This is a genomic window from Stenotrophomonas sp. YJH_SMC_105-26 (assembly GCF_059368915.1).
Genome location: NZ_JCAFSD010000001.1, coordinates 1,175,384 through 1,202,048, shown reverse-complemented (window position 1 = coordinate 1,202,048; position 26,665 = coordinate 1,175,384). Strand labels below are relative to the sequence as shown.

The 26,665-nt window shown below is 67.5% G+C and carries 25 protein-coding genes; 18 read left to right on the top strand and 7 right to left on the bottom strand.

Annotated elements, in window-relative coordinates; genetic code table 11:
- Positions 1-34: 34 nt before the first annotated feature.
- The 6 genes from lptM to hslU all read left to right on the top strand — a co-directional run bounded on the left by lptM (position 35) and on the right by hslU (position 4,849).
- Positions 35-307, top strand: a complete 273-nt coding sequence (gene lptM, locus AC5P7F_RS05465) for an LPS translocon maturation chaperone LptM (RefSeq protein WP_014648465.1) — start codon at positions 35-37, stop codon at positions 305-307.
- Entirely contained in the window at positions 300-1,151 is an 852-nt protein-coding gene (gene dapF, locus AC5P7F_RS05460; RefSeq protein WP_164077331.1) for a diaminopimelate epimerase, read from the top strand. Before lptM ends, dapF begins: the two co-directional genes overlap by 8 nt.
- Entirely contained in the window at positions 1,148-1,822 is a 675-nt protein-coding gene (locus AC5P7F_RS05455) for a DUF484 family protein (RefSeq protein ID WP_014648463.1), read from the top strand. The genes dapF and AC5P7F_RS05455 overlap by 4 nt, the downstream gene beginning before the upstream one ends.
- A 16-nt stretch (positions 1,823-1,838) precedes the next feature.
- Positions 1,839-2,735 (top strand): tyrosine recombinase XerC, encoded by an 897-nt coding sequence (xerC, locus tag AC5P7F_RS05450; RefSeq protein WP_164077330.1) that lies wholly within the window; start codon positions 1,839-1,841, stop codon positions 2,733-2,735.
- Positions 2,736-2,820: 85 nt separating this feature from the next.
- The gene (gene hslV / locus AC5P7F_RS05445; protein WP_005411093.1) at positions 2,821-3,372 is read left to right on the top strand and encodes an ATP-dependent protease subunit HslV; all 552 of its coding nucleotides are present in this window, start codon (positions 2,821-2,823) and stop codon (positions 3,370-3,372) included.
- Between the two features lie 103 nt (positions 3,373-3,475).
- On the top strand, positions 3,476-4,849 hold the full coding sequence (hslU, locus tag AC5P7F_RS05440; RefSeq protein WP_164077329.1) for an ATP-dependent protease ATPase subunit HslU: 1,374 nt from the start codon (positions 3,476-3,478) through the stop codon (positions 4,847-4,849).
- 96 nt (positions 4,850-4,945) lie between these two features.
- Here hslU and AC5P7F_RS05435 read toward each other — a convergent pair whose 3' ends face one another.
- Both AC5P7F_RS05435 and smeT read right to left on the bottom strand, forming a co-directional pair.
- Complete coding sequence (locus AC5P7F_RS05435; protein ID WP_014648460.1) at positions 4,946-5,938, bottom strand: Gfo/Idh/MocA family protein; 993 nt, start codon at positions 5,936-5,938, stop codon at positions 4,946-4,948.
- Between the two features lie 46 nt (positions 5,939-5,984).
- Positions 5,985-6,644: an efflux transporter SmeDEF transcriptional repressor SmeT gene (gene smeT / locus AC5P7F_RS05430; protein WP_032961200.1), complete on the bottom strand. Its 660-nt coding sequence runs from the start codon at positions 6,642-6,644 to the stop codon at positions 5,985-5,987.
- Positions 6,645-6,868: 224 nt separating this feature from the next.
- Here smeT and smeD point away from each other — a divergent pair, with 224 nt between their 5' ends.
- The 3 genes from smeD to smeF all read left to right on the top strand — a co-directional run bounded on the left by smeD (position 6,869) and on the right by smeF (position 12,681).
- Complete coding sequence (gene smeD / locus AC5P7F_RS05425; RefSeq protein ID WP_014648458.1) at positions 6,869-8,053, top strand: multidrug efflux RND transporter periplasmic adaptor subunit SmeD; 1,185 nt, start codon at positions 6,869-6,871, stop codon at positions 8,051-8,053.
- A 12-nt stretch (positions 8,054-8,065) separates the two neighbouring features.
- Positions 8,066-11,188 (top strand): multidrug efflux RND transporter permease subunit SmeE, encoded by a 3,123-nt coding sequence (smeE, locus tag AC5P7F_RS05420; RefSeq protein ID WP_014648457.1) that lies wholly within the window; start codon positions 8,066-8,068, stop codon positions 11,186-11,188.
- Positions 11,189-11,280: 92 nt separating this feature from the next.
- Positions 11,281-12,681, top strand: coding sequence for a multidrug efflux RND transporter outer membrane subunit SmeF (gene smeF, locus AC5P7F_RS05415; RefSeq protein WP_164077328.1), 1,401 nt, complete (start codon positions 11,281-11,283; stop codon positions 12,679-12,681).
- An 83-nt stretch (positions 12,682-12,764) separates the two neighbouring features.
- On the opposite strand, the gene AC5P7F_RS05410 is transcribed toward smeF, so the two are convergent.
- From AC5P7F_RS05410 to AC5P7F_RS05395, 4 genes are all read right to left on the bottom strand, one after another.
- Positions 12,765-13,187, bottom strand: coding sequence for a low affinity iron permease family protein (locus tag AC5P7F_RS05410; RefSeq protein ID WP_032961193.1), 423 nt, complete (start codon positions 13,185-13,187; stop codon positions 12,765-12,767).
- A gap of 67 nt (positions 13,188-13,254) precedes the next feature.
- Entirely contained in the window at positions 13,255-13,590 is a 336-nt protein-coding gene (locus tag AC5P7F_RS05405) for a hypothetical protein (RefSeq protein ID WP_005411085.1), read from the bottom strand.
- A gap of 75 nt (positions 13,591-13,665) precedes the next feature.
- Positions 13,666-13,926, bottom strand: a complete 261-nt coding sequence (locus AC5P7F_RS05400; RefSeq protein ID WP_014648454.1) for a hypothetical protein — start codon at positions 13,924-13,926, stop codon at positions 13,666-13,668.
- A gap of 199 nt (positions 13,927-14,125) precedes the next feature.
- Complete coding sequence (locus AC5P7F_RS05395; RefSeq protein ID WP_005419409.1) at positions 14,126-14,578, bottom strand: nucleoside deaminase; 453 nt, start codon at positions 14,576-14,578, stop codon at positions 14,126-14,128.
- 80 nt (positions 14,579-14,658) lie between these two features.
- Between AC5P7F_RS05395 and ubiE the strand changes: the two genes are divergently transcribed.
- The 4 genes from ubiE to AC5P7F_RS05375 all read left to right on the top strand — a co-directional run bounded on the left by ubiE (position 14,659) and on the right by AC5P7F_RS05375 (position 19,080).
- On the top strand, positions 14,659-15,420 hold the full coding sequence (ubiE, locus tag AC5P7F_RS05390; protein ID WP_005411082.1) for a bifunctional demethylmenaquinone methyltransferase/2-methoxy-6-polyprenyl-1,4-benzoquinol methylase UbiE: 762 nt from the start codon (positions 14,659-14,661) through the stop codon (positions 15,418-15,420).
- A gap of 252 nt (positions 15,421-15,672) precedes the next feature.
- Positions 15,673-17,601 carry a M1 family metallopeptidase gene (locus AC5P7F_RS05385; protein ID WP_041863838.1) on the top strand — a complete coding sequence of 643 codons (1,929 nt, stop codon included), beginning with the start codon at positions 15,673-15,675 and terminating at the stop codon, positions 17,599-17,601.
- A 127-nt stretch (positions 17,602-17,728) separates the two neighbouring features.
- Positions 17,729-18,460 (top strand): hypothetical protein, encoded by a 732-nt coding sequence (locus tag AC5P7F_RS05380; protein WP_008265071.1) that lies wholly within the window; start codon positions 17,729-17,731, stop codon positions 18,458-18,460.
- On the top strand, positions 18,460-19,080 hold the full coding sequence (locus AC5P7F_RS05375; protein ID WP_164077327.1) for an HAD-IA family hydrolase: 621 nt from the start codon (positions 18,460-18,462) through the stop codon (positions 19,078-19,080). The genes AC5P7F_RS05380 and AC5P7F_RS05375 overlap by 1 nt, the downstream gene beginning before the upstream one ends.
- Positions 19,081-19,267: 187 nt before the next feature.
- Here the strand turns inward: AC5P7F_RS05375 and AC5P7F_RS05370 are convergent, their stop codons facing one another.
- A complete protein-coding gene (locus AC5P7F_RS05370) occupies positions 19,268-20,206 on the bottom strand; it encodes a carbohydrate kinase family protein (RefSeq protein WP_005411078.1) in 939 nt (312 codons plus the stop codon).
- Positions 20,207-20,489: 283 nt separating this feature from the next.
- Here AC5P7F_RS05370 and AC5P7F_RS05365 point away from each other — a divergent pair, with 283 nt between their 5' ends.
- The 5 genes from AC5P7F_RS05365 to rodA all read left to right on the top strand — a co-directional run bounded on the left by AC5P7F_RS05365 (position 20,490) and on the right by rodA (position 26,617).
- Positions 20,490-21,536 carry a rod shape-determining protein gene (locus AC5P7F_RS05365; protein ID WP_005419402.1) on the top strand — a complete coding sequence of 349 codons (1,047 nt, stop codon included), beginning with the start codon at positions 20,490-20,492 and terminating at the stop codon, positions 21,534-21,536.
- Positions 21,537-21,657: 121 nt separating this feature from the next.
- Positions 21,658-22,947, top strand: coding sequence for a rod shape-determining protein MreC (mreC, locus tag AC5P7F_RS05360; RefSeq protein ID WP_197602804.1), 1,290 nt, complete (start codon positions 21,658-21,660; stop codon positions 22,945-22,947).
- Positions 22,944-23,429, top strand: a complete 486-nt coding sequence (gene mreD, locus AC5P7F_RS05355) for a rod shape-determining protein MreD (protein ID WP_481462573.1) — start codon at positions 22,944-22,946, stop codon at positions 23,427-23,429. The genes mreC and mreD overlap by 4 nt, the downstream gene beginning before the upstream one ends.
- Positions 23,430-23,432: 3 nt before the next feature.
- Entirely contained in the window at positions 23,433-25,508 is a 2,076-nt protein-coding gene (gene mrdA / locus AC5P7F_RS05350) for a penicillin-binding protein 2 (protein WP_053496216.1), read from the top strand.
- Entirely contained in the window at positions 25,505-26,617 is a 1,113-nt protein-coding gene (rodA, locus tag AC5P7F_RS05345) for a rod shape-determining protein RodA (protein ID WP_014648447.1), read from the top strand. The genes mrdA and rodA overlap by 4 nt, the downstream gene beginning before the upstream one ends.
- Positions 26,618-26,665 lie beyond the last annotated feature (48 nt).

The following is a 26,665-nucleotide window of genomic DNA, read 5'->3' as shown; positions in this document are numbered from 1 at the left end:
CAACCGCTCAGCCGCCAATGGCTATACTCGGGGCATGAAGATCCCCCATCGAAACGCCATCCTGATTCCGCTGGCAGCGGCCTCGCTGCTGCTCCTCGCCGCCTGCGGCAACAAGGGCCCGCTGGTACTGCCGCAGAAGCCGGTGCCGGTGGAAGAAACTGTCGAACCCGCTGCCGAGCCCGCCACCGAGGCGACCGCGCCGCAGACCCAGGGCAGCGGCACCCCGGCCACGACCGTGGAGCCGGCCGCACCGGCCACCCAGCCGGCGCCCACGCCCGCGAAGAAGGCGGGCAGCGGGAATGAGTAAGGCCGGTTCCAAGGCCCTGCGTTTCAGCAAGATGCATGGCGCGGGCAATGATTTCGTAGTGATCGACCTGCGTGACGGCACCGCGCCGCCCACGCCCGAGCTGGCCGCGCGCCTGGCCGACCGCCACACCGGCGTTGGCTGCGACCAGATCCTGACCATCGAGGCACCGCGTGCGGACGGTTCGGTGGCCTCGTACCGCATCTGGAATGCCGACGGCTCCAATTCCGAGCAGTGCGGCAACGGCGCGCGCTGCATCGCCGCCTGGCTGGTGCGCGAGGGCAGTGCGCAGGGCGATGCATTCGTCATCGACAGCCCGCTGGCCAGCCATGAAGTGAAGGTGCTGGGCGAAGGGCAGTTTGCGGTGACGATGGGCGTGCCTGCCTTCGAGCCGGCCAACGTGCCGCTGATGGGCTTTGCGCACGCGCGTGAGGAATACCTGCTGCCGCTGCAGGGCGAGAGCGTACGCTTCGCCGCGGTGTCGATGGGCAACCCGCATGCGGTGATCGAAGTGGGCCTGGTCGATGCTGCACCGGTCGAGCGCGTCGGTGCGCTGCTGCAGCAGCATGCGTCGTTCCCGCGCTCGGTGAACGTGGGCTTCGCCCAGGTGATGAGCCCGGCCCACGCCCGCCTGCGCGTGTTCGAGCGCGGTGTCGGCGAGACCCTGGCCTGCGGCAGTGGTGCCTGTGCCGCCGCGGTGACCCTGATGCAGCGCGGTCGCCTGCAGCGCGATGCCCGCATCAGCCTGCCCGGTGGCGACCTGCGCATCCAGTGGCCGGGCGATGGCCAGCCGGTGGTGATGGCGGGCCCGACCGCATTCGTCTTCGAAGGGGAGTGGATCGCATGACCGAAACCGTCGACAAGCTCGGGGCCCATGAAGTCGCTGCCTGGTTGCGGCGTCATCCCGGCTTCCTCAAGCAGTTCCCGGACCTGGCCCTGACCCTGGTGGTGCCGCGTGACGACGGCCCGACCGCGTCGCTGGCCAGCTACCAGCTGGAAGTGCTGCGCGAGAAGAACCGCGAGCTGGCACGACGGTTGGCCGATCTGGGCGCGACCGCCCAGGTCAATGAGCGCCTGGCGGTGCGCACGCACCAGCTGACCCTGGCGCTGATGAAGCAGGACAACGCGGCTGACACCCTGCGCGCGATGGCCGCCTCGCTGCAGGAAGACTTCGCCGGCGACCTGGTGCGGCTGGTGGTGCACACGCCAGTGGCCGGGCTGGAACAGGCCGACTGGCTGCAGGTGATTGCCGCGGATGATCCGCAGCTGGGCCCGTTCCGCGACTGCCTGAACGATGGCGAGCCGATCTGCGGCCGCCTGCAGCCGGAAAAGAATGCCGTGCTGTACGGCGTGCGCAGCGAGGAAGTGCAGACCACCGCGCTGCTGCCGCTACCGGGCGTGGGCCTGATCGCGGTCGGCAGCCACGACCCGAACCGCTTCTACCCGGGCATGGGGACGTTGTTCCTGCGCATGATGGGTGACGCGCTGGTCACTGGCCTGAAGCGCTTCCCGGGCTGAGCAGGTTGCGACGACGATGAGCGCGGTACAGGCCTTCCTGCAGCACCTGCAGGTGGAGCGGCGGATGTCGGCGCATACGCTCGACGCCTACCGCCGCGACCTGGACGCGCTGTCGGCCTGGGCCGAGCCGCGTGGCGTGGCGGTGGAGGCACTGGATGCCGAGGCCGTGCGCCAGTTCGTTGCCGACGAGCACCGGCGTGGCCTGTCGGCCAAGAGCCTGCAGCGCCGCCTGTCGGCCTGCCGAAGCTTCTATGCCTGGCTGCTCAAGCACGGGCGCATCGAGGTCAGCCCGGCAGCGACGCTGAAGGCACCGCGCGCACCGCGCCGGTTGCCACAGGTCCTCGACGCCGATGAGGCGGTGCAGCTGGTCGAGCTGGAGCCGGAGGGTGAGCTCGGCCGCCGTGACCGCGCGTTGCTGGAACTGTTCTATTCCTCTGGCCTGCGCCTGAGCGAAGTCTGCGCGCTGACCTGGCGCGATCTGGATTTCGACAGCGGGTTGGTGAACGTGCTGGGCAAGGGCAGCCGCCAGCGCCGGGTGCCGTTCGGCCGGCCGGCGCGCGAAGCGCTGCAGGCGTGGCGCGCGGAAAGTGGCGGCGGCCCGGCCTCGCCGGTGTTCCCCGGCCGCAACGGGCCGATCAGCCAGCGCGCGGTGCAGATCCGCATCCGCCAGCTGGCGCAGCGCCAGGGCCTGTTCAAGCACGTGCACCCGCACATGCTGCGGCACAGTTTCGCCAGCCACATCCTGGAATCGTCCGGCGACCTGCGCGGTGTGCAGGAGCTGCTGGGCCACGCCGACATCGCCACCACGCAGATCTATACCCACCTCGATTTCCAGCACCTGGCCAAGGTCTACGACGCCGCGCATCCGCGCGCGAAGCGTCGACGCAGCAACGAGGGCAGCGGAGAAAGCTGAACGTTGCCCCTGCGGCAGCCGGTCGCGGGTGGCTTGAAGGGCGCAGCGCAGTCCCCACCTCTGGTTCTGTCACCCCGGAGGCATCATGGACCCCAGTCAGAACCCCAACGTTTTCCACGCCACCACCATCGTCTGCGTCCGTCGCGGCGAGCACGTGGCCATTGCCGGCGACGGCCAGGTCACGCTGGGCCACACCGTGATGAAGGGCAACGCGCGCAAGGTGCGCCGCCTCGGCCGTGATGGCCAGGTGCTGGCCGGCTTCGCCGGTGCCGCCGCCGATGCCTTCACCCTGTTCGAGCTGTTCGAGGCCAAGCTGGAAAAGCATGGCCAGCTGCAGCGTGCTGCGGTCGAACTGGCCAAGGATTGGCGCACCGAGCGCCGCCTCGGCAAGCTGGAAGCCCTGTTGGCGGTGGCCGACAAGGAAACCTCGCTGATCATCAGCGGCACCGGCGATGTGATCGAACCGGAGGACGGCATCATCGCCATCGGCTCGGGTGGCTCGTATGCACTGTCGGCCGCACGCGCCTTGATGGCGCACACCGAACTGGATGCGCGCACCATCGCCAGTGAAGCGATCGGCATCGCCGGCGACATCTGCATCTACACCAACCGCAACGTGGTGGTCGAGGAGCTGTGAGGGTAGCGTCGGGCGCTGGCCGGCAACCTCATGATTCCCCGCACGCGTGCCTGGTTGCCGGCCAGCGGCCGGCACTACCGACAATGAATCCGTGAGCACATCCATGTCGAAGATCGAAGTTTCCTCCGCCACCATGACCCCGCGCGAGATCGTGCAGGAACTGGACCGGCACATCGTCGGCCAGCACGACGCCAAGCGCGCCGTGGCCATCGCCCTGCGCAACCGCTGGCGCCGCATGCAGCTGATGCCCGAGCTGCGCAATGAAGTGATGCCGAAGAACATCCTGATGATCGGCCCGACCGGCGTCGGCAAGACCGAGATCGCGCGCCGCCTGGCCACGCTGGCCAACGCACCGTTCGTGAAGGTCGAAGCCACCCGCTTCACCGAAGTCGGCTACGTCGGCAAGGACGTCGAGCAGATCATCCGCGACCTGGCCGATACCGCGGTCAAGCTCTATCGCGAACAGGCCAAGGTGCGCGTACGCACCCAGGCCGAAGAGCGTGCCGAAGACCGCATCCTGGATGCGCTGCTGCCGCGCCGCAGCGGTGGCATTGGTTTCGATCCGGAAGTCGCCCGCAACGAGCCGTCGGCGCAGGACAACGAGACCCGCATCAAGTTCCGCAAGATGCTGCGCAACGGTGAGCTGGACGAGCGCGAGATCGAACTCGACCTGGCCGCCAACGTCAGCATGGACATCATGACCCCGCCGGGCATGGAGGAAATGGGCCAGCAGCTGAAGTCGATGTTCGCCAACCTCGGCGGCGGCGCCAAGGCGCACAAGCGCACGCTGACCATCAAGGCCGCGCGCCCGCTGCTGATCGAGGAAGAAGCGGGCAAGCTGGTCAACGAGGACGACATCCGCACCGCCGCGATCGAGGCCTGCGAGCAGCACGGCATCGTCTTCATCGACGAGATCGACAAGGTCGCCAAGCGTGGCGACAACGTGGGTGGTGGTGACGTGTCGCGCGAAGGCGTGCAGCGCGACCTGCTGCCGCTGGTGGAAGGCTCCAACGTGTCCACCAAGTACGGCACGATCAAGACCGACCACATCCTGTTCATCGCGTCGGGCGCGTTCCACCTGGCCAAGCCCAGCGACCTGATTCCGGAGCTGCAGGGCCGCTTCCCGATCCGCGTGGAGCTGGGTGCGCTGAGCAAGAACGATTTCGTGCGCATCCTGACCGAACCGAAGGCCGCGCTGACCAAGCAGTACGAAGCACTGCTGGCCACCGAAGGCGTCAAGGTCAGCTTCACTGCCGATGCCATTGATCGTCTGGCCGAGATCGCTTTCCAGGTGAACGAACGCCAGGAAAACATCGGCGCGCGTCGCCTGCATACGGTGCTGGAGCGCCTGCTGGATTCGCTCAGCTACGAGGCACCGGACCGCGACGGCGAAACCCTGGCCATCGACAGCGCCTACGTTGACAAGCACCTGGGTGAGCTGGTGCAGGACCCGGACCTGAGCCGCTACATCCTGTAATGCCCGGTGGGGTCGGATCCCTCGCCGTGGCGAGGGCGCTGACCCCGCCCACTGCAACAGAAAAGGCCGCCGCAAGGCGGCCTTTTTCCTGTGCGGTCAGTGCGATTGCCGGGTGCGGTAGTCCCGCAGCACCTGGTCGATCACTGCACTGGTGCGGGCGGCGCTGATGCCGTTCGAGGGCGAGTGCCCGTTGCCGCGCAGTTCGTCCACGAGGGAGGCGATCAACGGCTGCTGGATCGACGACGGGTTCGGGATGTCGAAGGCCTGCACGCCCGCTTCGGTTTCCAGCTCCACCGGAACGTCCTCGAAGGTGGCAAAGCGCAGCTGGCCACGGTCGCCGGTGATCTCGATCTGATCCTGGCGGCGGAACGCGCAGAAGCTCCATTGCGCGATGCCGTGTGTCCCCGTCCCGGTGCGGAAGCACATCGAGACGCTGTCCTCGGCGGCGTAGGCGCCGGTCAACGAGCTGGCCAGGCCACGCACATCGCTCAGCGGCCCCAGCAGATGGTCGAGCAGGTCCAGGGTATGCGAGCCCAGGTCGACGAACAGCCCGCCGCCGGCGATCGCGGGGTTGGTCCGCCAGAAGTCAGGCGATGCGGCATCCACTGAATGCGGCCGGTGCAGGGTGGCGCGCACGGCGCGCACTGTGCCGATCGCGCCGTCGTCCAGCAGCTGCTTCACCTGTGCGAAGCGGGGCAGGGCACGGCGGTAGTAGGCCACGAACACGGGCACGCCGCTGCGGGCGCTGGCCGCGATGATGCGCTGGCACTCGTCGTGGTCCATGGCCATCGGCTTTTCGATGTAGACCGGCTTGCCCGCAGCAATCGCCTGCAATGCGTAGTGCATGTGCGTGGAGGGCGGTGTTGCAACGTAGACCGCGTTCACCTCCGGATCGGCGATGAGTGCATCGGCGTCCGCGTACCAGCGCGGAATCGCGTGGCGGCGTGCATAGTCTTCGGCCAATGCGGCATTGCGGCGCATGACCGCCACTACCCGTGAGCCCGGCGTGTTGGCCAGGGCTGGCCCGCTCTTCTTCTCGGTGACGCTGCCACACCCGATGAAGCCCCACACCACGTTGTCCAGGATCATCGATCTGCCCTTGCAGGGGGTGCCGCAGTGATGGGAGCAGCCTCGTTCACGCCTCGGGCAGCGGCTCGGGGACGGTGCCGGGAACGAACACACCATCCTTCACGTAGGCGGCCAGGGTCATGTCCAGCGCGAGCATGCCATCGCGCTTGAGGTCCATCAGTTCCGGTTCGACCATCGCGCCGTGCAGCACGCCCAGCACGGTGGCGTGCAGCATGCGCGCGGCGATTTTCGGGTCGGCGCCTTCGCGCAGCTGGCCCAGATCGCGGGCGCGGCGCAGGGCACGCTCCATCCGGTCCAGCGCATCGCGGAATCCGGCCTGCTGCATTTCGGTCAGCACCCTGGTGTCCGCCGACGCATCGCTGCGCAGCATGATCTCCATGGTCTTGCGCAGGCGCTCGTCCTCGGACAGCTCGATGAACGAGTGGATCATCACCGCGCGCAGGTCGTGCACCGGGGTGTCGCGCTGGTCGGTGGAGGTGCGCTCCAGTTCCTGCATGAAGGGCAGGTGCACGCGCTCGACGATGGCGGCCAGCACCTCGCTCTTGTTCTTGAAGTGCCAGTAGACCGCGCCACGGGTGTAGCCGGCGCGGGCACCGATCATCTCCAGCGTGGTACGGGCCACGCCGTGTTCATGGAAGCAGGCTTCGGCGGCGTCAAGGATGCCTTCCCGGGTTGCCTGGGTGTCCTCTTTGGTCTTGCGGGCCATGGGTGTGGGTACGAGTGCGGGTGAAACGTGGCTGAATTGTACCGGTTTACAAACAAACAATCATGTATGTATATTTCGCACCCATCATTCCCGTCGTGTGCGTGGCAGGCCGGTCCGGCGCCCACTCCACCCGGGTGGGCGCGATCTGCGGGCTTTCACCGGAAGGGGAACGTCCATCGATATCAGCTCCCTCTGAGATTCCTTCCTCCAAGAGCCTTTCCGTCATGTTGCTGAGCCGAATCCGACCCTTTGCACTGTCGCTGGCAATCGCCGCGACCGTGGCTGCCTGCGGCGGCCAACCCCAGGCCCCCGAGCAGGGCCCGGGTGACGTCACCGTGGTCACGCTGAAGTCCGAGACCGTGGGCCTCACCCGCGAACTGCCGGGCCGTACCAATGCCTTCCTGGTCGCCGAAGTGCGCCCGCAGGTCAATGGCATCGTGGCCAAGCGCCTGTTTACCGAGGGCGGCATGGTCAAGGCCGGCGAGCCGCTGTACCAGCTCGACGATGCCAGCTACCGGGCCCAGGCCAACAACGCCCGCGCCCAGCTGGCCCGCGCCGAAGCCACCGCCAATGCCGCGCGCCTGAGTGCCAAGCGCATCACCGAGCTGGCCAAGGTCGATGCGGTCAGCCAGCAGGACCTGGAGAACGCCGTCGCCGCGCAGAAGCAGGCCGAGGCCGACGTCGGTGCCGCCAAGGCCTCGCTGGATGCGGCCAACGTCACCTTGGGCTACGCCCGCATCACCGCGCCGATCAGCGGCCGCATCGGCAAGTCCAGCGTCACCCAGGGTGCGCTGGTCAGCGCCGGCCAGGCCAACGCACTGGCCACCGTGCAGCAGCTGGACCCGATCTATGTCGACCTGACCCAGTCCTCGGCCGAGCTGCTGCAGCTGCGCCGCGAACTGGCCGCCGGCCGCCTGCAGGACAACCAGACCCTGCCGGTCAGCATCCTGATGGAAGACGGCAGCACCTTCGAGCACAAGGGCACGCTGGAGTTCTCCGAAGTCAGCGTCGATCCGACCACCGGCAGCTTCGGCCTGCGCGTGAAGGTGGACAACCCGGACGGCCTGCTGATGCCGGGCATGTACGTGCGTGCGGTGATCGGCGGCGGCGTGCGCAGCGACGCGGTGCTGGTGCCGATGCAGGGCATCGCGCGCGATCCGAAGGGCGACACCACCGCGATGGTGGTCGGCAAGGACAACAAGGTCGAAGTGCGCCCGGTCAAGGTCAGCCGCACGGTCGGCGACAAGTGGCTGGTCGAGGACGGCCTGAAGGCCGGTGACAAGGTCATCGTCGAAGGCCTGCAGAAGATCGGCCCCGGCATGCCGGTCAAGGCCACCGAGAAGGGCGACGCACCGGCCAAGCCGGCGGCAGCCGCCCAGCCTGCCGCCCCGGCCGGCGACGCGAAGTAAGCGGAGAACCCCATGGCACGCTTTTTCATCGATCGACCCATCTTTGCGTGGGTGATCGCCATCATCATCATGCTCGCCGGCGGCCTGGCCCTGTTCAAGCTGCCGGTCTCGATGTACCCCAACGTCGCACCGCCGGCGGTGGAAATCAGCGCCACCTACCCGGGTGCATCGGCCAAGGTGGTCGAGGACTCGGTGACGCAGATCATCGAGCAGAACATGAAGGGCCTTGATGGCCTGATCTACTTCTCCTCCAACAGCTCGTCCAACGGCCAGGCCACCATCACCCTGACCTTCGAGAGCGGCACCAACCCGGATATCGCCCAGGTGCAGGTGCAGAACAAGCTGCAGCTGGCCATGCCGCTGCTGCCGCAGGAAGTGCAGCGGCAGGGCATCAACGTGGCCAAGTCCAGCTCGGGCTTCCTGAACGTCATCGCGTTCGTGTCCGAGAACGGCAGCATGGACGCCAACGACATCGCCGACTACGTCGGTTCCAATGTCGTCGACCGCCTGAGCCGCGTGCCGGGCGTGGGCAACATCCAGGTGTTCGGTGGCAAGTACGCCATGCGCATCTGGCTGGACCCGAACAAGCTGCATACCTATGGCCTGTCGGTGCCGGAAGTGACCGCCGCGATCAAGGCGCAGAACGCCCAGGTAGCGATCGGCCAGCTCGGCGGTGCGCCGTCGGTGAAGGGCCAGCAGCTCAACGCCACCATCAACGCGCAGTCGCGCCTGCAGACCCCGGAACAGTTCCGAAACATCATCGTGCGCGGTGCGCAGGACGGTGCCGAGCTGCGCCTGGGTGATGTCGCCCGCGTCGAGCTGGGTGCCGAGTCCTACGACTTCGTCACCCGCTACAACGGCCAGCCGGCCAGTGGCCTGGCGGTCACCCTGGCCACCGGCGCCAACGCGCTGGATACCGCGGCCGGTGTGGATGCCGCGCTGGAAGACATGAAGGGCTTCTTCCCGGCCGGCCTGAAGGCCGAGATCCCGTACGACACCACCCCGTTCGTGCGCGTGTCGATCAAGGGCGTGGTGCAGACCCTGATCGAAGCGATCGTGCTGGTGTTCGTGGTGATGTACCTGTTCCTGCAGAACTTCCGCGCCACCCTGATCCCGACCATCGCCGTGCCGGTGGTGCTGCTGGGTACCTTCGGCGTGCTGGCGATGCTGGGCTTCTCGGTGAACATGCTGACCATGTTCGCGATGGTGCTGGCGATCGGCCTGCTGGTGGACGATGCCATCGTGGTGGTGGAGAACGTCGAGCGCATCATGTCCGAGGAAGGGCTGTCGCCGCTCGAAGCGACCCGCAAGTCGATGGGCCAGATCACCGGTGCGCTGGTGGGTATCGGCCTGGTGCTGTCGGCGGTGTTCGTGCCGATGGCCTTCATGAGCGGCTCCACCGGCGTGATCTATCGGCAGTTCTCGGCCACGATTGTCTCTGCGATGGCGTTGTCGGTGCTGGTGGCGATCGTGCTGACCCCGGCTCTGTGCGCGACCATGCTCAAGCCGCTGAAGAAGGGTGAGCACCACGTCGCCCACCGTGGCCTGGCCGGTCGCTTCTTCAATGGCTTCAACCGTGGCTTCGACCGCACCAGCGAAAGCTACCAGCGCGGCGTGCGCGGCATCATCCACCGTCCGTGGCGCTTCATGGGCATCGTGGCGGCGCTGTTCGTGCTGATGGGCGTGCTGTTCGTGCGCCTGCCCAGCTCGTTCCTGCCCAATGAAGACCAGGGCGTGCTGATGGCGCTGGTGCAGGCGCCGGTCGGTGCCACCCAGGAACGCACGCTGGAATCGATCGCGGCACTGGAAAACCACTTCCTGCAGAACGAGAAGGATGCGGTGGACTCGGTGTTCTCCGTGCAGGGCTTCAGCTTCGCCGGCATGGGCCAGAACGCGGGCATGGCGTTCGTCAAGCTGAAGGACTGGAGCGAGCGTGACGCCGACAATGGCGTGATGCCGATCACCGGCCGTGCGATGGCGGCCCTGGGCCAGATCAAGGATGCCTTCATCTTCGCCTTCCCGCCGCCGGCCATTCCGGAGCTGGGGACCGCCTCGGGCTACACCTTCTTCCTGAAGGACAACAGCGGCCAGGGCCACGAGGCACTGGTGGCCGCGCGCAACCAGCTGCTCGGCCTGGCCGCAGGCAGCAAGAAGCTGGCCAACGTACGCCCGAACGGCCAGGAAGACACGCCGCAGTTCCGCATCGACATCGACGCGGCCAAGGCGACCTCGCTGGGGCTGTCGATCGACCAGATCAACGGCACGCTGGCGGCCGCGTGGGGCAGCTCGTACATCGATGACTTCGTCGATCGTGGCCGCGTCAAGCGTGTGTTCGTGCAGGCCGACCAGGCGTTCCGCATGGTGCCGGAGGACTTCGATCTCTGGTCCGTGAAGAACGACAAGGGTGAGATGGTGCCGTTCAGCGCCTTCGCTACCAAGCACTGGGATTACGGCTCGCCGCGCCTGGAACGCTACAACGGTGTGTCGGCAATGGAAATCCAGGGCGAACCGGCCCCGGGTGTCGCCTCCGGTGATGCCATGGCCGAGATCGAACAGCTGGCCAAGCAGCTGCCGGCGGGTTTCGGCATCGAATGGACGGCGATGTCCTACCAGGAACGCCAGGCCGGCTCGCAGACGCCGCTGCTGTACACGCTGTCGCTGATGATCGTGTTCCTGTGCCTGGCCGCGATGTATGAAAGCTGGAGCGTGCCGACCGCGGTGCTGCTGGCGGCCCCGCTGGGTATCCTCGGCGCGGTGCTGGCCAACACCTTCAAGGGCCTGGAGCGCGACATCTACTTCCAGGTGGCGATGCTGACCACGGTGGGCCTGACCAGCAAGAACGCGATCCTGATCGTCGAGTTCGCCAAGGAAAACCTGGAAAAGGGCGCCAGCCTGATCGAGTCGATCATGCACGCCGTGCGCGACCGCCTGCGCCCGATCGTGATGACCTCGCTGGCCTTCGGCATGGGCGTGGTACCGCTGGCGATCTCCACCGGTGCCGGCTCCGGCGCCAAGCAGGCGATCGGCACCGGCGTGCTCGGCGGCATGATCGTCGGCACCGTGCTCGGCGTGTTCTTCGTGCCGCTGTTCTTCGTGGTGGTGCAGCGCGTGTTCAAGCGCAGATCCACGACGTGACCTGAAACGGTCATGCCGGCCTCAGGCTGGCGTTATCGAAACGGTAGTGCCGGCCGCTGGCCGGCACTGCCTCCTGCCATCCGGCAGTACCGATGGAAGTGATCCCCATGAAAAGTGCATCCCTGTTCCTCTCCATTGCCGCCACGCTCGCGCTGGCCGGCTGCTCCACCCTGGCGCCGAAGAACACCGCCGTCGCTCCGGCGATTCCTGCGCAGTGGCCGGCCGAGGCCGCGCAGGGCGAGGTGGCCGATGTCGCCGCCGTCGGCTGGCGCGATTTCTTCACCGATGCGCGCCTGCAGCAGGTGATCGAGCAGACGCTGCAGAACAACCGCGACCTGCGCGTGGCCGTGCTCAATGTCGAGCGCGCGCGTGGCCAGTACCGCGTGCAGCGCGCCGATCGCGTGCCCGGCGTGGCCGTGACCGGCCAGATGGACCGCCGTGGTACCGATGCCGGTGTCACCGAGCAGTTCAGCGCGGGCGTGGGTGTGGCCGAGTTCGAGCTGGACCTGTTCGGTCGCGTGCGCAACCTCAGCGAGGCGGCGCTGCAGCAGTACTTCGCCGTGGCTGCCAACCGCCGCAACGCGCAGCTGAGCCTGGTGGCCGAGACCGCCACCGCGTGGCTGACCTATGGGGCTGATGTGCAGCGGCTGAAGATCGCCGATGCCACGCTGAAGACCTACGAGGATTCGCTGCGCCTGGCCGAGGCCCGCCACGAACGCGGCGGCAGTTCGGCGCTGGAACTGACCCAGACCCGTACCCTGGTCGAGACCGCACGCACCGATGCCGCGCGCCTGCGCGGCCAGCTGGCCCAGGACCGCAACGCACTGGCGCTGCTGGCCGGTGGCCAGCTCGATCCGGCACTGCTGCCGGACAGCATCGAACCGCAGCTGCTGGCGCTGGCCCCGCCGCCGGCCGGCCTGCCCAGCGACGTGCTGCTGCAGCGCCCGGACATCATGGCCGCCGAACACCAGCTGCTGGCCGCCAATGCCAACATCGGTGCGGCACGCGCAGCGTTCTTCCCGAGCATCTCGCTGACCGGCAGCATCGGCAGCGGCTCCAGCGAACTGTCCAACCTGTTCGACAGCGGCACCCGTGTGTGGAGCTTCCTGCCGAAGATCACCCTGCCGATCTTCCAGGGCGGCAAGCTGCGCGCCAACCTGGCCATCGCCAACGCGGATCGTGATATCGCACTGGCGCAGTACGAGAAGTCGATCCAGGTGGGATTCCGCGAAACGGCCGATGCGCTGGCGTTGAATGTCAGCCTGGATGAGCAGGTGAGTTCACAGCAGCGCCTGGTGGAAGCGGCCGAACAGGCCAATCGCCTGTCGCAGGCACGCTACGACGCGGGGCTGGACAGCTTTGTCACCCTGCTTGACGCGCGGCGTACCGCCTACAACGCGCAGCAGACCCAGCTGCAGGCGCAGCTGGCGCAGCAGGCCAACCGCATCACCCTGTACAAGGTGCTGGGCGGCGGCTGGCACGAGCGCAGCTGAAGGACAGCCGGCCAGCGGCCGGCTCTACCTTGATGATCGAGGGTAGTGCCGGCCGTTGGCCGGCATTGTCATTCGGAGGCCTGCTATACCGCTTCATCGTCGCGCCGCGCCGCATGGCAGGCGCGAACGCGCGCCAGCGCATCGCCGGCTTCGCGCGCCATCTGCTCGTACTCGGCGCGGATCTCTTCCAGGCGCGCTTCATCCAGTTCTTCCAGATCCAACAGTTCGTTGTTGGCTTCGGCCGTCGCCCGGATCAGCTCGTCCAGCTTGATCTGCATCGCGGCAGTATCCGCGTTCTGCGTGTGCTGGATCAGGAACACCATCAGGAAGGTGATGATGGTGGTGCCGGTGTTGATCACCAGCTGCCAGGTGTCGTTGAAACCGAACACCGGGCCACTGATGCCCCAGATCACCACGATCGCTACTGCAGCCAGGAAGGTCCACGGCGAGCCGGTGGCGGCCGCGGCCTTCTTGGCGATCGTATTGAACAGGTTGCGTGCTTTCATCGTCGTCGTCCCACTCAGGTGACGAGGATGATCGGCAGTGGCCCGTGCAGGGGTTGTGCAGCGGCGGTCAGGCGCGCATGCGCTGCAGTCGTGGCGCCTGCAGGCTGCGCACCGGGCTGCTCTGGTAGACGTGCTGCCAGCAACGGTCGACGAACTCACGGGCCTGGGCTTCGCTCAGCCGCGGCATGATCTGCAGGGCGTATTGGGTCTGGAACATCTCGTCACGTTCGGCCTCGCTGGCGCGCGGCTGGGTGATCAGCGAATCACAGGCGAACTTGATCCACGGCACGTACGAGCCGAACGAGTTGTGCGGCAGTGCGCCTTCGGCATGTTGGCGGCGCCAGTGGTCAAGCTCGGCGTCAACGTTGATGACCGGAGGAATGGTGGGGACTTCAGCGTGCATGACAATCCAGTTCGGTTGAGTGGAAAGGGAGTGGGGGTTCATCCGAGTGTGGCGTATATGGCGGTGCATGCCGCGTCAGCGGGATGTGGAGCCTGCGTTGGCATGGCCGATCAACTGCGCATGTTCGACCGCACCGAGGTCTTCGGCCAGAGTGGCCATCGCATTGCACAGGCGTTCGTGGTCGAGCGGGTGGCGGCGGACCAGCTCCAGTTGCATGTGCTGATAGGCAGTCCAGAACGGCGCGCCGCGCCGGTGCAGCGCATATTGCTGCTGCAAGCGTTCGCGGATCGGATCGAGGATCGGGTCTGTCGTAGGGCGTACGGCGTGCGCGCACATGGCTGGCTCCGCCGGGGAAAGGGTGCCCCGGTGAACCCACCGTAGGCGTGTCAGCCGCGTGGGGTGTTACCGCAATGTGTGCGCGTGACCTGGCTGACTGTGCGCGCGGTCACGCCGATGCCCGCAAAGGCCGCCGGCACAAGGGTGCACCGGCGCTGAAGCGTTCATTAAATGTGTTGCAGAGACGAGCGCGCGTGGCTCATTCGCCGATGTCCTCGTTCCAGATGTCGGGATGACGGCTGATGAAATCGCCCAGCAGGTCCACGCATTCCTGGTTGTCCAGGTCGATGACGTTGACGCCGTTTTCGCGCAGCCAGTCGATGCCGCCCTGGAAGGTGCGCGATTCGCCCACCACCACGGTGCCGATGTTGAACTGGCGCACCAGCCCCGAGCAGTACCAGCACGGGGCCAGGGTGGTGACCATGATGGTGTCCTGGTAACGGCGCTGGCGGCCGGCCTTGCGGAAGGCGTCGGTTTCCCCATGCACCGACGGGTCGCCTTCCTGCACGCGGCGGTTGTGGCCGCAGCCGAGCAGGCGGCCGTCGTTGTGGTACAGCGCCGCGCCGATCGGCACGCCGCCCTCGGCCAGGCCCTGGCGGGCTTCGGCGATGGCGGTCTGCAGCAGGGCCTGGTAGTCGGGCGTGGTGATCATGCGGGGCTCCGGTAAGTCGTGGCCCGCCATCATACGGGCAGGGGGTGCCGCTGGCCCCCGGCGGTGCGATAATCGGGGCCATGAGCGAATCCCCCTACAAAGCCGGTACCACCCATTTCGGGTTCCGCGACGTCGCCGCCAAGGACAAGCAGAAGCTGGTCGGCCAGGTGTTCACCTCGGTCGCGCGCAACTACGACCTGATGAACGACCTGATGAGCCTGGGCGTGCACCGGGCGTGGAAGCGCTACTACGTGGCCACCGCGCAGGTGAAGCCGGGCGACCGCGTGCTCGACCTGGCCGGAGGCACCGGCGACATCGCCGCCCTGCTGAAGGAGCGCGTCGGCGCCGAGGGCTCGGTGGTGCTGGGCGACATCAACGCCGGCATGCTGTCGGTCGGCCGTGACCGCCTGACCAACCGCGGCCTCGTGCTCGGCCTGGACTACGTGCAGTGCAACGCCGAAGCCCTGCCGTTCCCGGACAACAGCTTCGATCTGGTCACCATTGCCTTCGGCCTGCGCAACGTGACCGACAAGGACGCTGGCCTGCGCGAGATGTACCGCGTGCTGAAGGTGGGCGGCCAGGCCCGCGTGCTGGAATTCTCCGAAGTCACCGCGGACTGGTTCAAGCCGATCTACGACTTCCACTCGTTCAAGATCCTGCCCAAGCTGGGCAAGCTGTTCGCCAACGATTCGGACAGCTACCAGTACCTGGCCGAGAGCATCCGCAAGCACCCGCCGCAGGACGAACTGAAGGCGATGATGGGGCAGGCCGGCTTCGAGCGCTGCCACTACAAGAACCTGACCGGCGGCATCGTCTCGATCCACTCCGGCTACAAGCTGTAAGCCCTGCTCTGGTGGGTGCCAACTTGGTTGGCACTCGCCCGCTGCGGTCATCCGCTCTGGTAGGTGCCGACCTTGGTCGGCACGGGCCTGCCGCGTGCGTTGATGGATCCGTGCCAACCAAGGTGGGCACCTGCCTTGGCATGCGCCGGAGGCGCAGGAACGGCCCCGGCCTGCATTACCCCGCACCGCGCAACGCCTGCGCGGCCGGAGGGAGGTACCATTGGGGTTTGATCCCCGTAACGGTCCCGATTCATGCGTAATCCGCTGATGCTCCTTCCGCTGGCCGTGGCCCTGGCCGCCGGCTGCTCCCAGGAGGCGGCCGCGCCCGCCGCCGCCCCGACTGCCGCAAAGGCCCCCGCCGCCCCCGTGAACGCCGAGAACCGCAGCCACGACGAAAGCTCGTACGCCGAGCCGGACAAGGTCGTCATCAAGGACATCGCGCTGGATCTGAAGCTGGACTTCGACCAGAAGCAGATCGGCGGCACCGCCACCTACACCCTGGAATGGAAGCAGAAGGACGCCAGGCAGCTGGTGCTCGACACCCGCGAGCTGACCGTGTCCAAGGTCGAGGCCGTCGGTGCCGATGGCGCGCGCAGCCCGCTGCAGTTCGCGCTGGCCCCGGTCGACAAGGTGTTCGGCAGCAAGCTGACCATCGAGACCCCGGAACAGCCGGCCAAGGTGGAAGTGACCTACCACACCGCACCGACCGCCTCGGGCCTGCAGTGGCTGGCGCCGTCGATGACCGAAGGCAAGAAGCTGCCCTTCATGTTCAGCCAGTCGCAGGCCATCCACGCCCGCTCCTGGGTGCCGCTGCAGGACACCCCGAGCGTGCGTTTCACCTACAGCGCGCACGTGGTCTCGCGCCCGGACGTGATGGTGCTGATGAGCGCCGACAACGATCCGAAGGCCGCGCGTGACGGTGACTACACCTTCAAGATGCCGCAGCCGATTCCGTCCTACCTGCTGGCCATCGCCGCCGGCGACCTGGTGTTCGAGCCGATCTCCGGCCGCTCCGGCGTCTGGGCCGAGCCGACCATGGTCAACAAGGCCGCCAAAGAATTCGAAGACACCGAGAAGATGATCGGTGCCGCCGAGAAGCTCTACGGCGAATACCGCTGGGGCCGCTACGACATGCTGGTGCTGCCGCCGTCGTTCCCGTTCGGCGGCATGGAGAATCCGCGCCTGACCTTCGCCACCCCGACCGTGATCGTCGGTGACAAGTCGCTGGTCTCGCTGGTCGCCCATGAACTGGCGCACAGCTGGTCGGGCAACCTGGTGACCAACGCCAGCTGGAAGGACATCTGGCTCAATGAAGGCTTCACCACCTACGTCCAAGGCCGCATCACCGAAGCCCTGTACGGCAAGGAGATGGCCGAGATGGAGAAGCAGATCGACCAGACCGACCTGCTGGCCGAAGTGAAGGACATGAGCCCGGCCGACCAGGCGCTGGCGCTGCCGCCGCTGAACGAGCGTGACCCCGACGAAGCCCTCAGCCAGGTCGCCTACGTCAAGGGTTCGTGGTTCCTGGAATTCCTGGAGCAGCGCTTCGGCCGCGAGACCTTCGATCCGTTCCTGCGCGGCTGGTTCGATGACCATGCCTTCCAGAGCGCGAACACCGACCAGTTCGTCGCGTACATGAAGAAGAACCTGCTGCCGAAGAATCCCTCGGCAGTGACCGAGGCCGAACTGAAGGCGTGGCTGGACGAGCCGGGCATTCCGGCGTTCGCGGCCAAGGCGCAGTCGCGCAACTTCAGCAGCGTCGATACCGCGCGCATTGCCTTCGCCAGCGCCGGCACCGTGCCGAGCAGCCAGGTCATCGCCGACTGGAGCACGCAGGAATGGGTGCGCTTCATCGACGGCCTGGGTGCGACCCAGCCGCTGGACAAGCTGGCCACGCTGGACAAGGCGTTCCACTTCACCGGCACCCCGAATGGCGAGATCGCCATGCGCTGGTACCCGCTGGCGATCCGCAGCGGCTACGAGCAGGCCAATGAAGGGGCTGCCGCGTTCATCGAGCGCGTCGGCCGTCGCAAGCTGATCCTGCCGATCTACGCCGAACTGGTGAAGACCCCGAAGGGGCTGGAGCTGGCCAAGCAGGCCTTCGAGAAGGCCAAGCCGGGCTACCACCCGATCACCACGGCCTCGGTACAGGACATGCTGGCCAAGGCTGAAGCCAAGTAACCGGTGGTGCCGGCCGCTGGCCGGCAACCGGTCACTGCTTCACCAGCTACGGCGGGGAAACCCGCCGTTGCTGTATCCGCTTTTCGCTGCCGATAGAATCGGGATGCACTCGCATAGGACCTCCGCCATGAAACGACTGATCCTGCTCACCGCCTGCACCCTGGCCCTGGCCGCCTGCAGCAACCCCGAGGAAGAGCGCAAGGCGCAGGAAGCCGCCGCGGCCGCCGTGCAGGCGCAGAAGGAAGCCAAGGCCGAGGACGTGGCCAAGCAGTACGACATGGCCGTGGCCGCGCAGGACTGGGAACGCGCGCGCCTGCATGGCGCCTCGCTGCTGGACCAGTACAAGGACACCGCCGCCGCCGAGCGCATCGCCGCGGGCTTCGACGAGGTCAAGGCCAAGGGCGATGCCGCGCGCGACCTGCGCCGCATGCAGGCGCTGTGGCAGTACAACCAGATCCCGGTGGGCAACAAGGGCAACCAGGTTTCGGCGCAGATCTACAGCAAGGAACGGGTGGACGTGGATGGCAGCGGCGCCAAGCCGGTGCAGCTGGTGTTCCGCGATCACCCGGAGTGGAAGCGGCACGCTTACCTGGTGCTGCAGGCCGGTGATTTCCGCTGCCCGCAGTGCACGGTGAAGGTGACCGTGGACGATGGCAAGCCGGTGTCGATGGCGGCCTGGCGCCCGAAGACCGATGAAGCCATCGCCCTGTTCATCACCGACCAGAAGGCGTTGTGGAAGCTGGCGCGCAAGGGCAAGTCGATCAGCATCGAGTTCCCGGTCAAGGCTGGCGGCACGCGTACGGCCGTGTTCGAGACCGGCGGTGTCGACGCCAGTCGCATGCCGCAGTGGTGGCAGTGATGATCGCGACGGGCAGCGCAGTGCACGCGTTGTCCGCGATCCGGCACTGGGTCTTCGACATGGATGGCACGCTGACCGTCGCCGTGCATGATTTCGCCGCGATCCGCCGTGCGCTGCAGATCGCGGCCGAGGAGGACATCCTGGACCATATCGCAGCGTTGCCGGATGCGCCGGCGCAGGCCAAGCGTGAGTGGCTGCTGGATCACGAACGTGTGCTGGCCGAGGAGGCGCTGCCGGCGCCGGGTGCGGTGACGCTGCTGCGTGCGCTGGCAGCCGACGGTTGCCGGCTGGGCATCCTGACCCGCAACGATCATGCGCTGGCGAAGCTGACGCTGGACGCGATCGGGGTCGGGGAACTGTTCGATGATGCCGACATCGTCGGCCGTGATGAAGCGGTGCCCAAGCCCTCGCCGGATGGCCTGCAGCAGCACCTGCGGCGCTGGGGCATTGCAGCGAGGGAGGCGGTGATGGTCGGCGACCACGCCTACGACCTGGAGTGCGGCCGCGCCGCGGGCGCCCATGCCGTACTGGTCAACCTGCCGGAAAACCCGTGGCCCGGCCGTGCCGACTGGCATTTCGCCGATTGCCGCGCGCTGTTGGCGGCCTGGCAGGCCGCATGACCGTGTAGAGCCGAGCCCACGCTCGGCTGCTCTGCGGTCAGATCGCGCAGGCGCGCGCAAGCCGAGCATGGGCTCGGCTCCACAGAGAGCAGGCAACGTGTCGGTCGGAAGTTCCGGTAGTGCCGGCCGCCGGCCGGCAGTGTCGACCCAGGTCGACACCCACCGAGCGATGCGCGGGCAGTTCGGCTTACGCGCCCAGCGCGTAACCGAACTGCTGCTTGAACTGCTCGTTGAACTCGTCGAAGGTGAAGCGCTGGTTCTGCGTGCCCGGGTGCTCGACCTTCAGTGCGCCCATCAGGTTGCCCATGCGGCCGATGGTCAGCCAGTCGTAGCCCTTCTGGATGCCGTAGATCAGGCCGGCGCGGAAGGCGTCGCCACAGCCGGTCGGGTCGACCACGCGGCGCTCGTGCGCCGGCGGGATGTCGTAGCTCTTTTCCGGGGTGTGGATGACCGCGCCCTTCGGGCCGCGGGTGGTGATGTAGGCCTTGACCCGGCTGACGATCTCCTTTTCGTCCCAGCCGGTGCGTTCCTGCAGCAGGTTCGACTCGTAGTCGTTGACCACCACGTAGTCGGCCTGGTCGATGAAGGCGCGCAGTTCCGGGCCGTTGAACAGCGGCATGGCCTGGCCCGGGTCGAAGATGAACGGGATGCCGTCCTCGTGGAATTCCTGCGCGTTCTGGATCATGCCTTCGCGGCCGTCCGGGCCGACCAGGCCCAGGGTCACGCCCGGCACGCCGCGCACATGGTTCTCGTAGGAACGCATCATCGCGCCCGGGTGGAAGGCGGTGATCTGGTTGTTGTCGTGGTCGGTGGTGATGAACGCCTGCGGGGTGAACAGCTCATCGATCACGCGCACGCGCGACAGGTCGATGCCCAGGCCTTCGAAATACTCGCGGTACGGGCCGAAGTCCGAACCCACGGTGCCCATCGGGATCGGCTGGCCGCCCAGCAGGTGCAGGTTGTAGGCGATGTTGCCGGCGCAGCCGCCGAACTCGCGGCGCATGCGCGGCACCAGGAAGGATACGTTCAGGATGTGCACCTTGTCCGGCAGGATGTGATTCTTGAACTGGTCCGGAAACACCATGATGGTGTCGAAGGCAAGAGAACCACAGATCAGAGCGGACATCGATGTAAGCCTATGCGGTGAATTTTGGGGTGGGCCAGCCCGGTTCAGCGGGCAAGCAAACGGCGCCCTTGGGCGCCCGACGGCGCAAAGGTTACCCGCTGGTGCCGCTCAGGGCCAGAACCGGGTGATGCCCGATCAGGCCGAAAGCCTGTGAAGACGCGGGTTCAGCTAGTTTTTTCCTTGCTCGGCGGCAGGCGGGTTGCTAGGCTTGTCGGCCTCGATTTCTGCCCATTTTTTCGCCATCCCGCGGCGGGCACGACACCCCTCAGGACTCCTTCCTCAGATGTTCAAGAAACTCCGTGGCATGTTCTCCAACGACCTGTCCATCGACCTGGGCACGGCCAACACCCTCATCTACGTGCGCGGGCAGGGGATCGTGCTGAACGAGCCGTCGGTCGTGGCCGTGCGCCAGGACCGTGCCATCGGTGGCACCCGCTCGGTGGCAGCCGTGGGCGCCGAAGCCAAGCAGATGCTGGGCCGTACCCCGGGTCACATCACCACCATCCGCCCGATGAAGGACGGCGTCATCGCCGACTTCACCTACACCGAGGCGATGCTCAAGCACTTCATCAAGAAGGTGCACAAATCGCGCGTGCTGCGCCCGAGCCCGCGCGTGCTGGTCTGCGTGCCGGCCGGCTCGACCCAGGTCGAGCGCCGCGCGATCAAGGAATCGGCCGAGGAAGCCGGTGCCCGTGACGTGTTCCTGATCGAAGAACCGATGGCGGCCGCGATCGGCGCCGGCATGCCGGTCACCGAGGCCCGTGGCTCGATGGTCATCGACATCGGCGGCGGCACCACCGAAGTGGCGGTGATCTCGCTCAACGGCATCGTCTATTCGGCCTCGGTCCGCATCGGCGGCGACCGCTTCGACGAGTCGATCACCAACTACGTGCGCCGCAACCACGGCATGCTGATCGGTGAAGCCACCGCCGAGCGCATCAAGGTCGAGCTGGGCTGCGCCTACCCGCAGGCGGAAGTGATCGAGATGGAAATCTCCGGCCGCAACCTCGCCGAGGGCGTGCCGAAGATGATCAAGATCAGCTCCAACGAGGTGCTCGAGGCCCTGCACGAGCCGCTGTCGGGCATCGTCAGCGCGGTCAAGCTGGCGCTGGAGCAGACCCCGCCGGAACTGTGCGCCGACGTCGCCGAGCGCGGCATCGTGCTGACCGGTGGTGGCGCCCTGCTGCGCGACCTGGACCGCCTGATCTCCGAGGAAACCGGCCTGCACGTGCAGGTGGCCGACGATCCGCTGACCTGCGTGGCCCGCGGTGGCGGCCGTGCGCTGGAGCTGGTTGACATGCACGGCAACGAGTTCTTTGCGCCGGAATAAGCCGTCCCGGCCGTTCCTGCCCGCCGCGCCCTTCCGGGGTGCGGCCCGCCGTGATGGCGGGCCGGCACCGGCGGGGCGCCCGCGTGTTTCCCTTTCGCCTTCTGCCAGTTGAATCGTTGCCGTGCCGCCCTACGCCGGTCCTCCCGTTGCCTCCCGATCCGGTGATGCCGCCAGCCCCCTGCGGTTGCTGGCCTATCTCGCGTTGGCCATCACCCTGATCGTGCTCGATGACCAGGCCGGCTGGCTGGCGCGCCTGCGCGAGCAGGCCAACAGCCTGGTGCAGCCGGTATGGGCGCTGGCCGGCCTGCCCGGCAAGCTCGGCAACCAGGTCAAGGATTCCGCCGCCAGCCATACCCAGCTGGTGACCGAGAATCGCGAACTGCGCAACCAGCTGCTGCTGGCCAACGCGCGCCTGACCCGCCTGCAGACCGCCGCGCTGGACAATGCCCAGCTGCGCGAACTGCTGAACGTGGCCGAGCGCAGCGGCCTGGACGTGCAGCTGGCGCCGATCCTGGACATCGACCTGGACCCGGTGAAGCAGCGCCTGGTGCTCGACGCCGGCAGCCGCGAAGGCGTGCACGTCGGCCAGGCGGTGATCGATGCCGGCGGCTTGATGGGGCAGGTGATCAGTGTCACCGGCGGCACTTCCACCGTGCTGCTGCTGACCGACCCCGACCACGCGGTGCCCGTTACCGTGGCCCGCAACGGCGTGCGCCTGATCGTCTACGGCCGCGGCGATACGCTGGAGCTGCGCGACATTCCGCTCAGCGCGGGCGTGGAAGTGGGCGATGAGATCGTTACCTCCGGCCTCGGCGGGCGCTTCCCGGCCGGCTTCCCGGTCGGCACCATCACCGGCCTGCGCCCGGACGACACCCACGCCTTCCTGGTCGGCGAACTGAAGCCGGCGGCCCAGCTCGACCGCGGCCGCGACGTGCTGCTGCTGCGCCCGGGCGCGGCGATCCGCATTCCGCCGGAACTGCGCCTGCAGCTGGAAGAAACCGCCCCGGGGGGGCCGGCCACCGGCGCCAGCGTGCCTGCGGGAGCCGCGCCAGCGGCAACGACGCCGGCTCCGGCCAGCTCCCCGGTAGTGCCGGCCGCTGGCCGGCAACAGCCCTCGTCGCAAACGAGGACTGTTGCCCCCGCATCCTCCCTTACCCCCGCGCCTTCGGCGCGCCCCCCTCAGCCGACTGCACCTTCGGCGCAACCGGCCCGCGCATCCTCCCTTACCCCCGCGCCTTCGGCGCGCCCCCCTCAGCCGACTGCACCTTCGGTGCAACCGGCCCGCGCATCCTCCCTTACCCCCGCGCCGTTGGCGCGCCCCCCTCAACAAGAGGGGGGCTCCACCCCAGCCGGGTCCACGGTAGTGCCGGCCGCTGGCCGGCAACCGACCACGCCGGAGGCCCAGCGATGAGCCGCCTGCGCGACAACCCGTGGGTGCTGCCGGCCAGCCTGGTGGTGGCGCTGCTGCTGGGCCTGCTGCCGTTGCCGGCGCTGCTGCAGCCGCTGCGCCCGTACTGGCTGGCGCTGGTGCTGGCGTACTGGGTCATCGAAGCCCCCGAGCGCGTCGGCCTGGGCATCGCCTTCGCCAGCGGCGTGGTTGCCGACCTGCTGTACGGCGGCGTGCTGGGCGAACAGGCGATGCGGCTGGTGATGCTGGCCTTCATCCTGCAGCGCTTCCGCGCCCGCATCCGCTTCTTCCCGATGTCCCAGCAGATGCTGGCCATCGGCGGCCTGCTGTTCAACGACCGTATCGTCAGCGCGCTGGTCCACATCGTGGTGGATGAGCCGACCCTGCCGTGGTCGTACTGGTGGGCACCGCTGCTGGGCATGGGCCTGTGGCCGCTGGTGTTCGTGCTGCTGGACGCGGTGCGCTTCGGCAAGCGCGGGCGCTGAGCCATGATCCCGCGCCGCCAGGTCAAGAACCCGCACGCCGAAGCCGAACAGTTCCGCCGCCGCGCGGCGCTGGGCTTCCTGGGCGTGCTGGTCTGCCTGCTGGGCCTGGGCGGCTGGTACTTCAAGCTGCAGGTGCTGGACCACGACGTCTATGCCACGCGCTCGGAAGCCAACCGCATCAAGCCGCGGCCGGTGGTGCCCGGGCGCGGCATGATCTACGACCGCAATGGCCGCCTGCTGGCCGAGAACGTGCCGGCCTTCCGCCTGGACGTGACCCCGGACAAGGTCAAGGACATGGACGCCACCCTGGAAGGGCTGGCGAAGATCATCAACATCAGCCCGGAAGAGCTGGAAGCGTTCAACAAGTCGCGCAAGGCGCGCCGCAAGTTCCTGCCGGTCACGCTGAAGCTGCGCATGAGCGACGAGGAGATGGCGCGCTTCGCGGTCGACCGCTGGCGCTTCCCCGGCGTCGAGCTGGAGCCCTACCTGACCCGCCGCTACCCCTACGGCGATCTGTTCGCGCACATCATCGGCTACGTTGGCCGCGTTGATGACAAGGATCTGGAGATCCTCGGCGAAGGCAATGCCGCGCTGACCCACATCGGCAAGTCCGGCCTGGAGCGTTACTACGAGCAGCAGCTGCGCGGCAAGGTCGGCTACGAGCAGGTCGAGACCAACGTGCAGGGGCGCGCGATCCGCACCATCGGCCGCGTCGCCGCGCAGTCCGGCGCCGACCTGCGGCTGTCGATCGACGCCGACCTGCAGCGCGCCATGGTGGCCGCCTTCGGCGACCAGGAAGGCTCGGCGGTGGCGATGGACCCGCGCACCGGCGAAGTGCTGGCGATGGTCAGCCTGCCGTCCTACGACCCCAACCTGTTCGTCAACGGCATCTCGCATGCCGACTTCAAGGCGCTGAACGAAAACCCGTCGCGGCCGCAGTTCAACCGCCTGGTGCTCGGTGGCGTCGCCCCCGGTTCCACGCTGAAGCCGCTGATCGGCCTGGCCGGCCTGGATTCGGGCGTTCGACGCCCGGAAGACAAGGTGCTGTCCACCGGCATGTTCTATCTGCCGGGCACTTCCCGCGGCTGGGGTGACGCCCACCGTGGCGGCCATGGCTGGACCGACCTGCGCAAGTCCATCGCCGAATCGGTCAACACCTACTACTACAAGCTGGCGCTGGACCTGGGCATCGAGCGCTTCGACCATTACATGGAGTACTACGGCTTCGGCCAGCCGACCGGCATCGACCTCACCGGCGAGATCGGCGGTATCCTGCCGTCGCCGGCCTACAAGCGGAAGAGCCGCAAGGAAGCCTGGTACCCCGGTGATACGGTCAACATCAGCATCGGCCAGGGTGACTGGAAGGTCACCCCGCTGCAGCTGGCGCGCGGCGTCAGCGGTCTGGCCGATGGCCAGCTGCGCACCCCGCACCTGGTGATCCAGCAGCGCGAGGGTTTCGACAGCGACTGGTCGGCGATGCCGGCTGGCGAGAGCAAGCCGGTCAGCCCCAACCCCGCCAACGTGCAGGCCGTGCGCGAGGGCATGATGGCGACCATGCGGCCCGGCGGCAGCGGCTGGCGCGTGGCAGTGGGTGCGCCGTACGTGATGGCCGGCAAGACCGGTACCGCGCAGGTCATCAGCCGAAAGGGCACGGCGGCAGTGAATCCGAAGAGCCTGCCGATGCACCTGCGCCATCGCGCGCTGTTCGTCGGCTTCGCACCGGTGGAAAACCCGGTGATCGCGATCGCGGTGGCCGTGGAAGGCGGCGGCTATGGTGGTTCGGCGGCCGCGCCGATCGCACGCAAGGTGTTCGACGCCTACCTGCTGGGCAAGATGCCCGAAGGCATGCAGCCACTGGACAGCGAGCGCGGCACCACCGCCATCGGCGCCACCGCGTTCGACAACGAAGATGCCGGCGCGCGCCAGGCTGGCGACCTCGCCGCGGCGCAGCTGGGTGAACATCCGGTGCTGGTCGGCGTGCCGGCGCCGGAACCTGTACCCGCACCGCAGCCGGGTACGCCGGCCGCCGCCGCGTTGCCCGCCACGCCACGCCCGACCGTCGCGGAGCCCGTACGATGAGAGTGTTCCTGCGCTGGGCCGGCGACATGCTGCGCCGCTTCTTCAGCACGCTGGACTGGGTGCTGTGCCTGGCCCTGGGGACGCTGATGGTGATCGGCCTGGCCACCCTGAAGAGCGCCGGTGGCGACAGCCTGGTGATGGCCCAGGGCGCGCGCTTCGCCGTGGGCATGGCCGCGCTGTGGGGCATCTCGCGGGTGCCGATCCTGCGCATCCGCTCGGCTACGCCGATGATCTACGCGATCTCGATGATCCCGTTGCTGGCGGTGTTCGTGCTGGGCACCGGCAAGTACGGCCGGCAGTGGCTGGACCTGAAGTTCTTCTACCTGCAGCCGGCCGAGCTGCTGAAGGTCAGCCTGCCGATGATGGTGGCCTGGTACCTGCACAAGATGCCGCTGCCGCCGCGCTTCAACACCGTGCTCGTGGCCCTGGTCATCATCGGCGTGCCCACCGGCCTGGTGATGCTGCAGCCGGACTTCGGTACTGGTGTGCTGATCGCTGCCAGTGGCGTGTTCGTGCTGTTGTTGGCCGGCCTGCCGTGGTGGTGGGTCGGCCTGGGCGTGGGTGGCGTGGCCGCGGTCGCGCCGGTGGCCTGGTTCTGGTTGCTGCGGCCGTACCAGAAGGACCGCATCATGATGTTCCTGGACCCGGAGATGGATGCGCTGGGGGCCGGGTGGAACATCATCCAGTCGAAGATCGCGATCGGTTCCGGCGGCTTCGATGGCAAGGGCTGGGGCGAGGGCTCGCAGTCGCACCTGAACTTCATTCCCGAACAGACCACCGACTTCGCGTTCTCGGTGCTGAGCGAGGAGTTCGGCTGGATCGGCGTGGCCACCGTGCTGGCGCTGTACCTGGTGGTGATCGGGCGCTGCCTGTGGATCGCCAGCCAGTCGCGCGATTCGTATTCGCGCCTGCTGGCCGGCGCCACAGGCCTGGCGTTCTTCGTCTATGTGCTGGTGAACGGCGGGATGATTTCCGGCCTGCTGCCGGTGGTGGGCGTGCCGATGCCGCTGATCAGCTACGGCGGTACCTCGGCGGTGTCACTGCTGGCCGGCTTCGGATTGGTGATGGCGGTGCGCAGTCACAACCCGGTGCACGGCGGCTACGGCTGAGTACGGCGTCGGGGTCAGATCCCTTTTTCCACAGGGAAAAGGGATCTG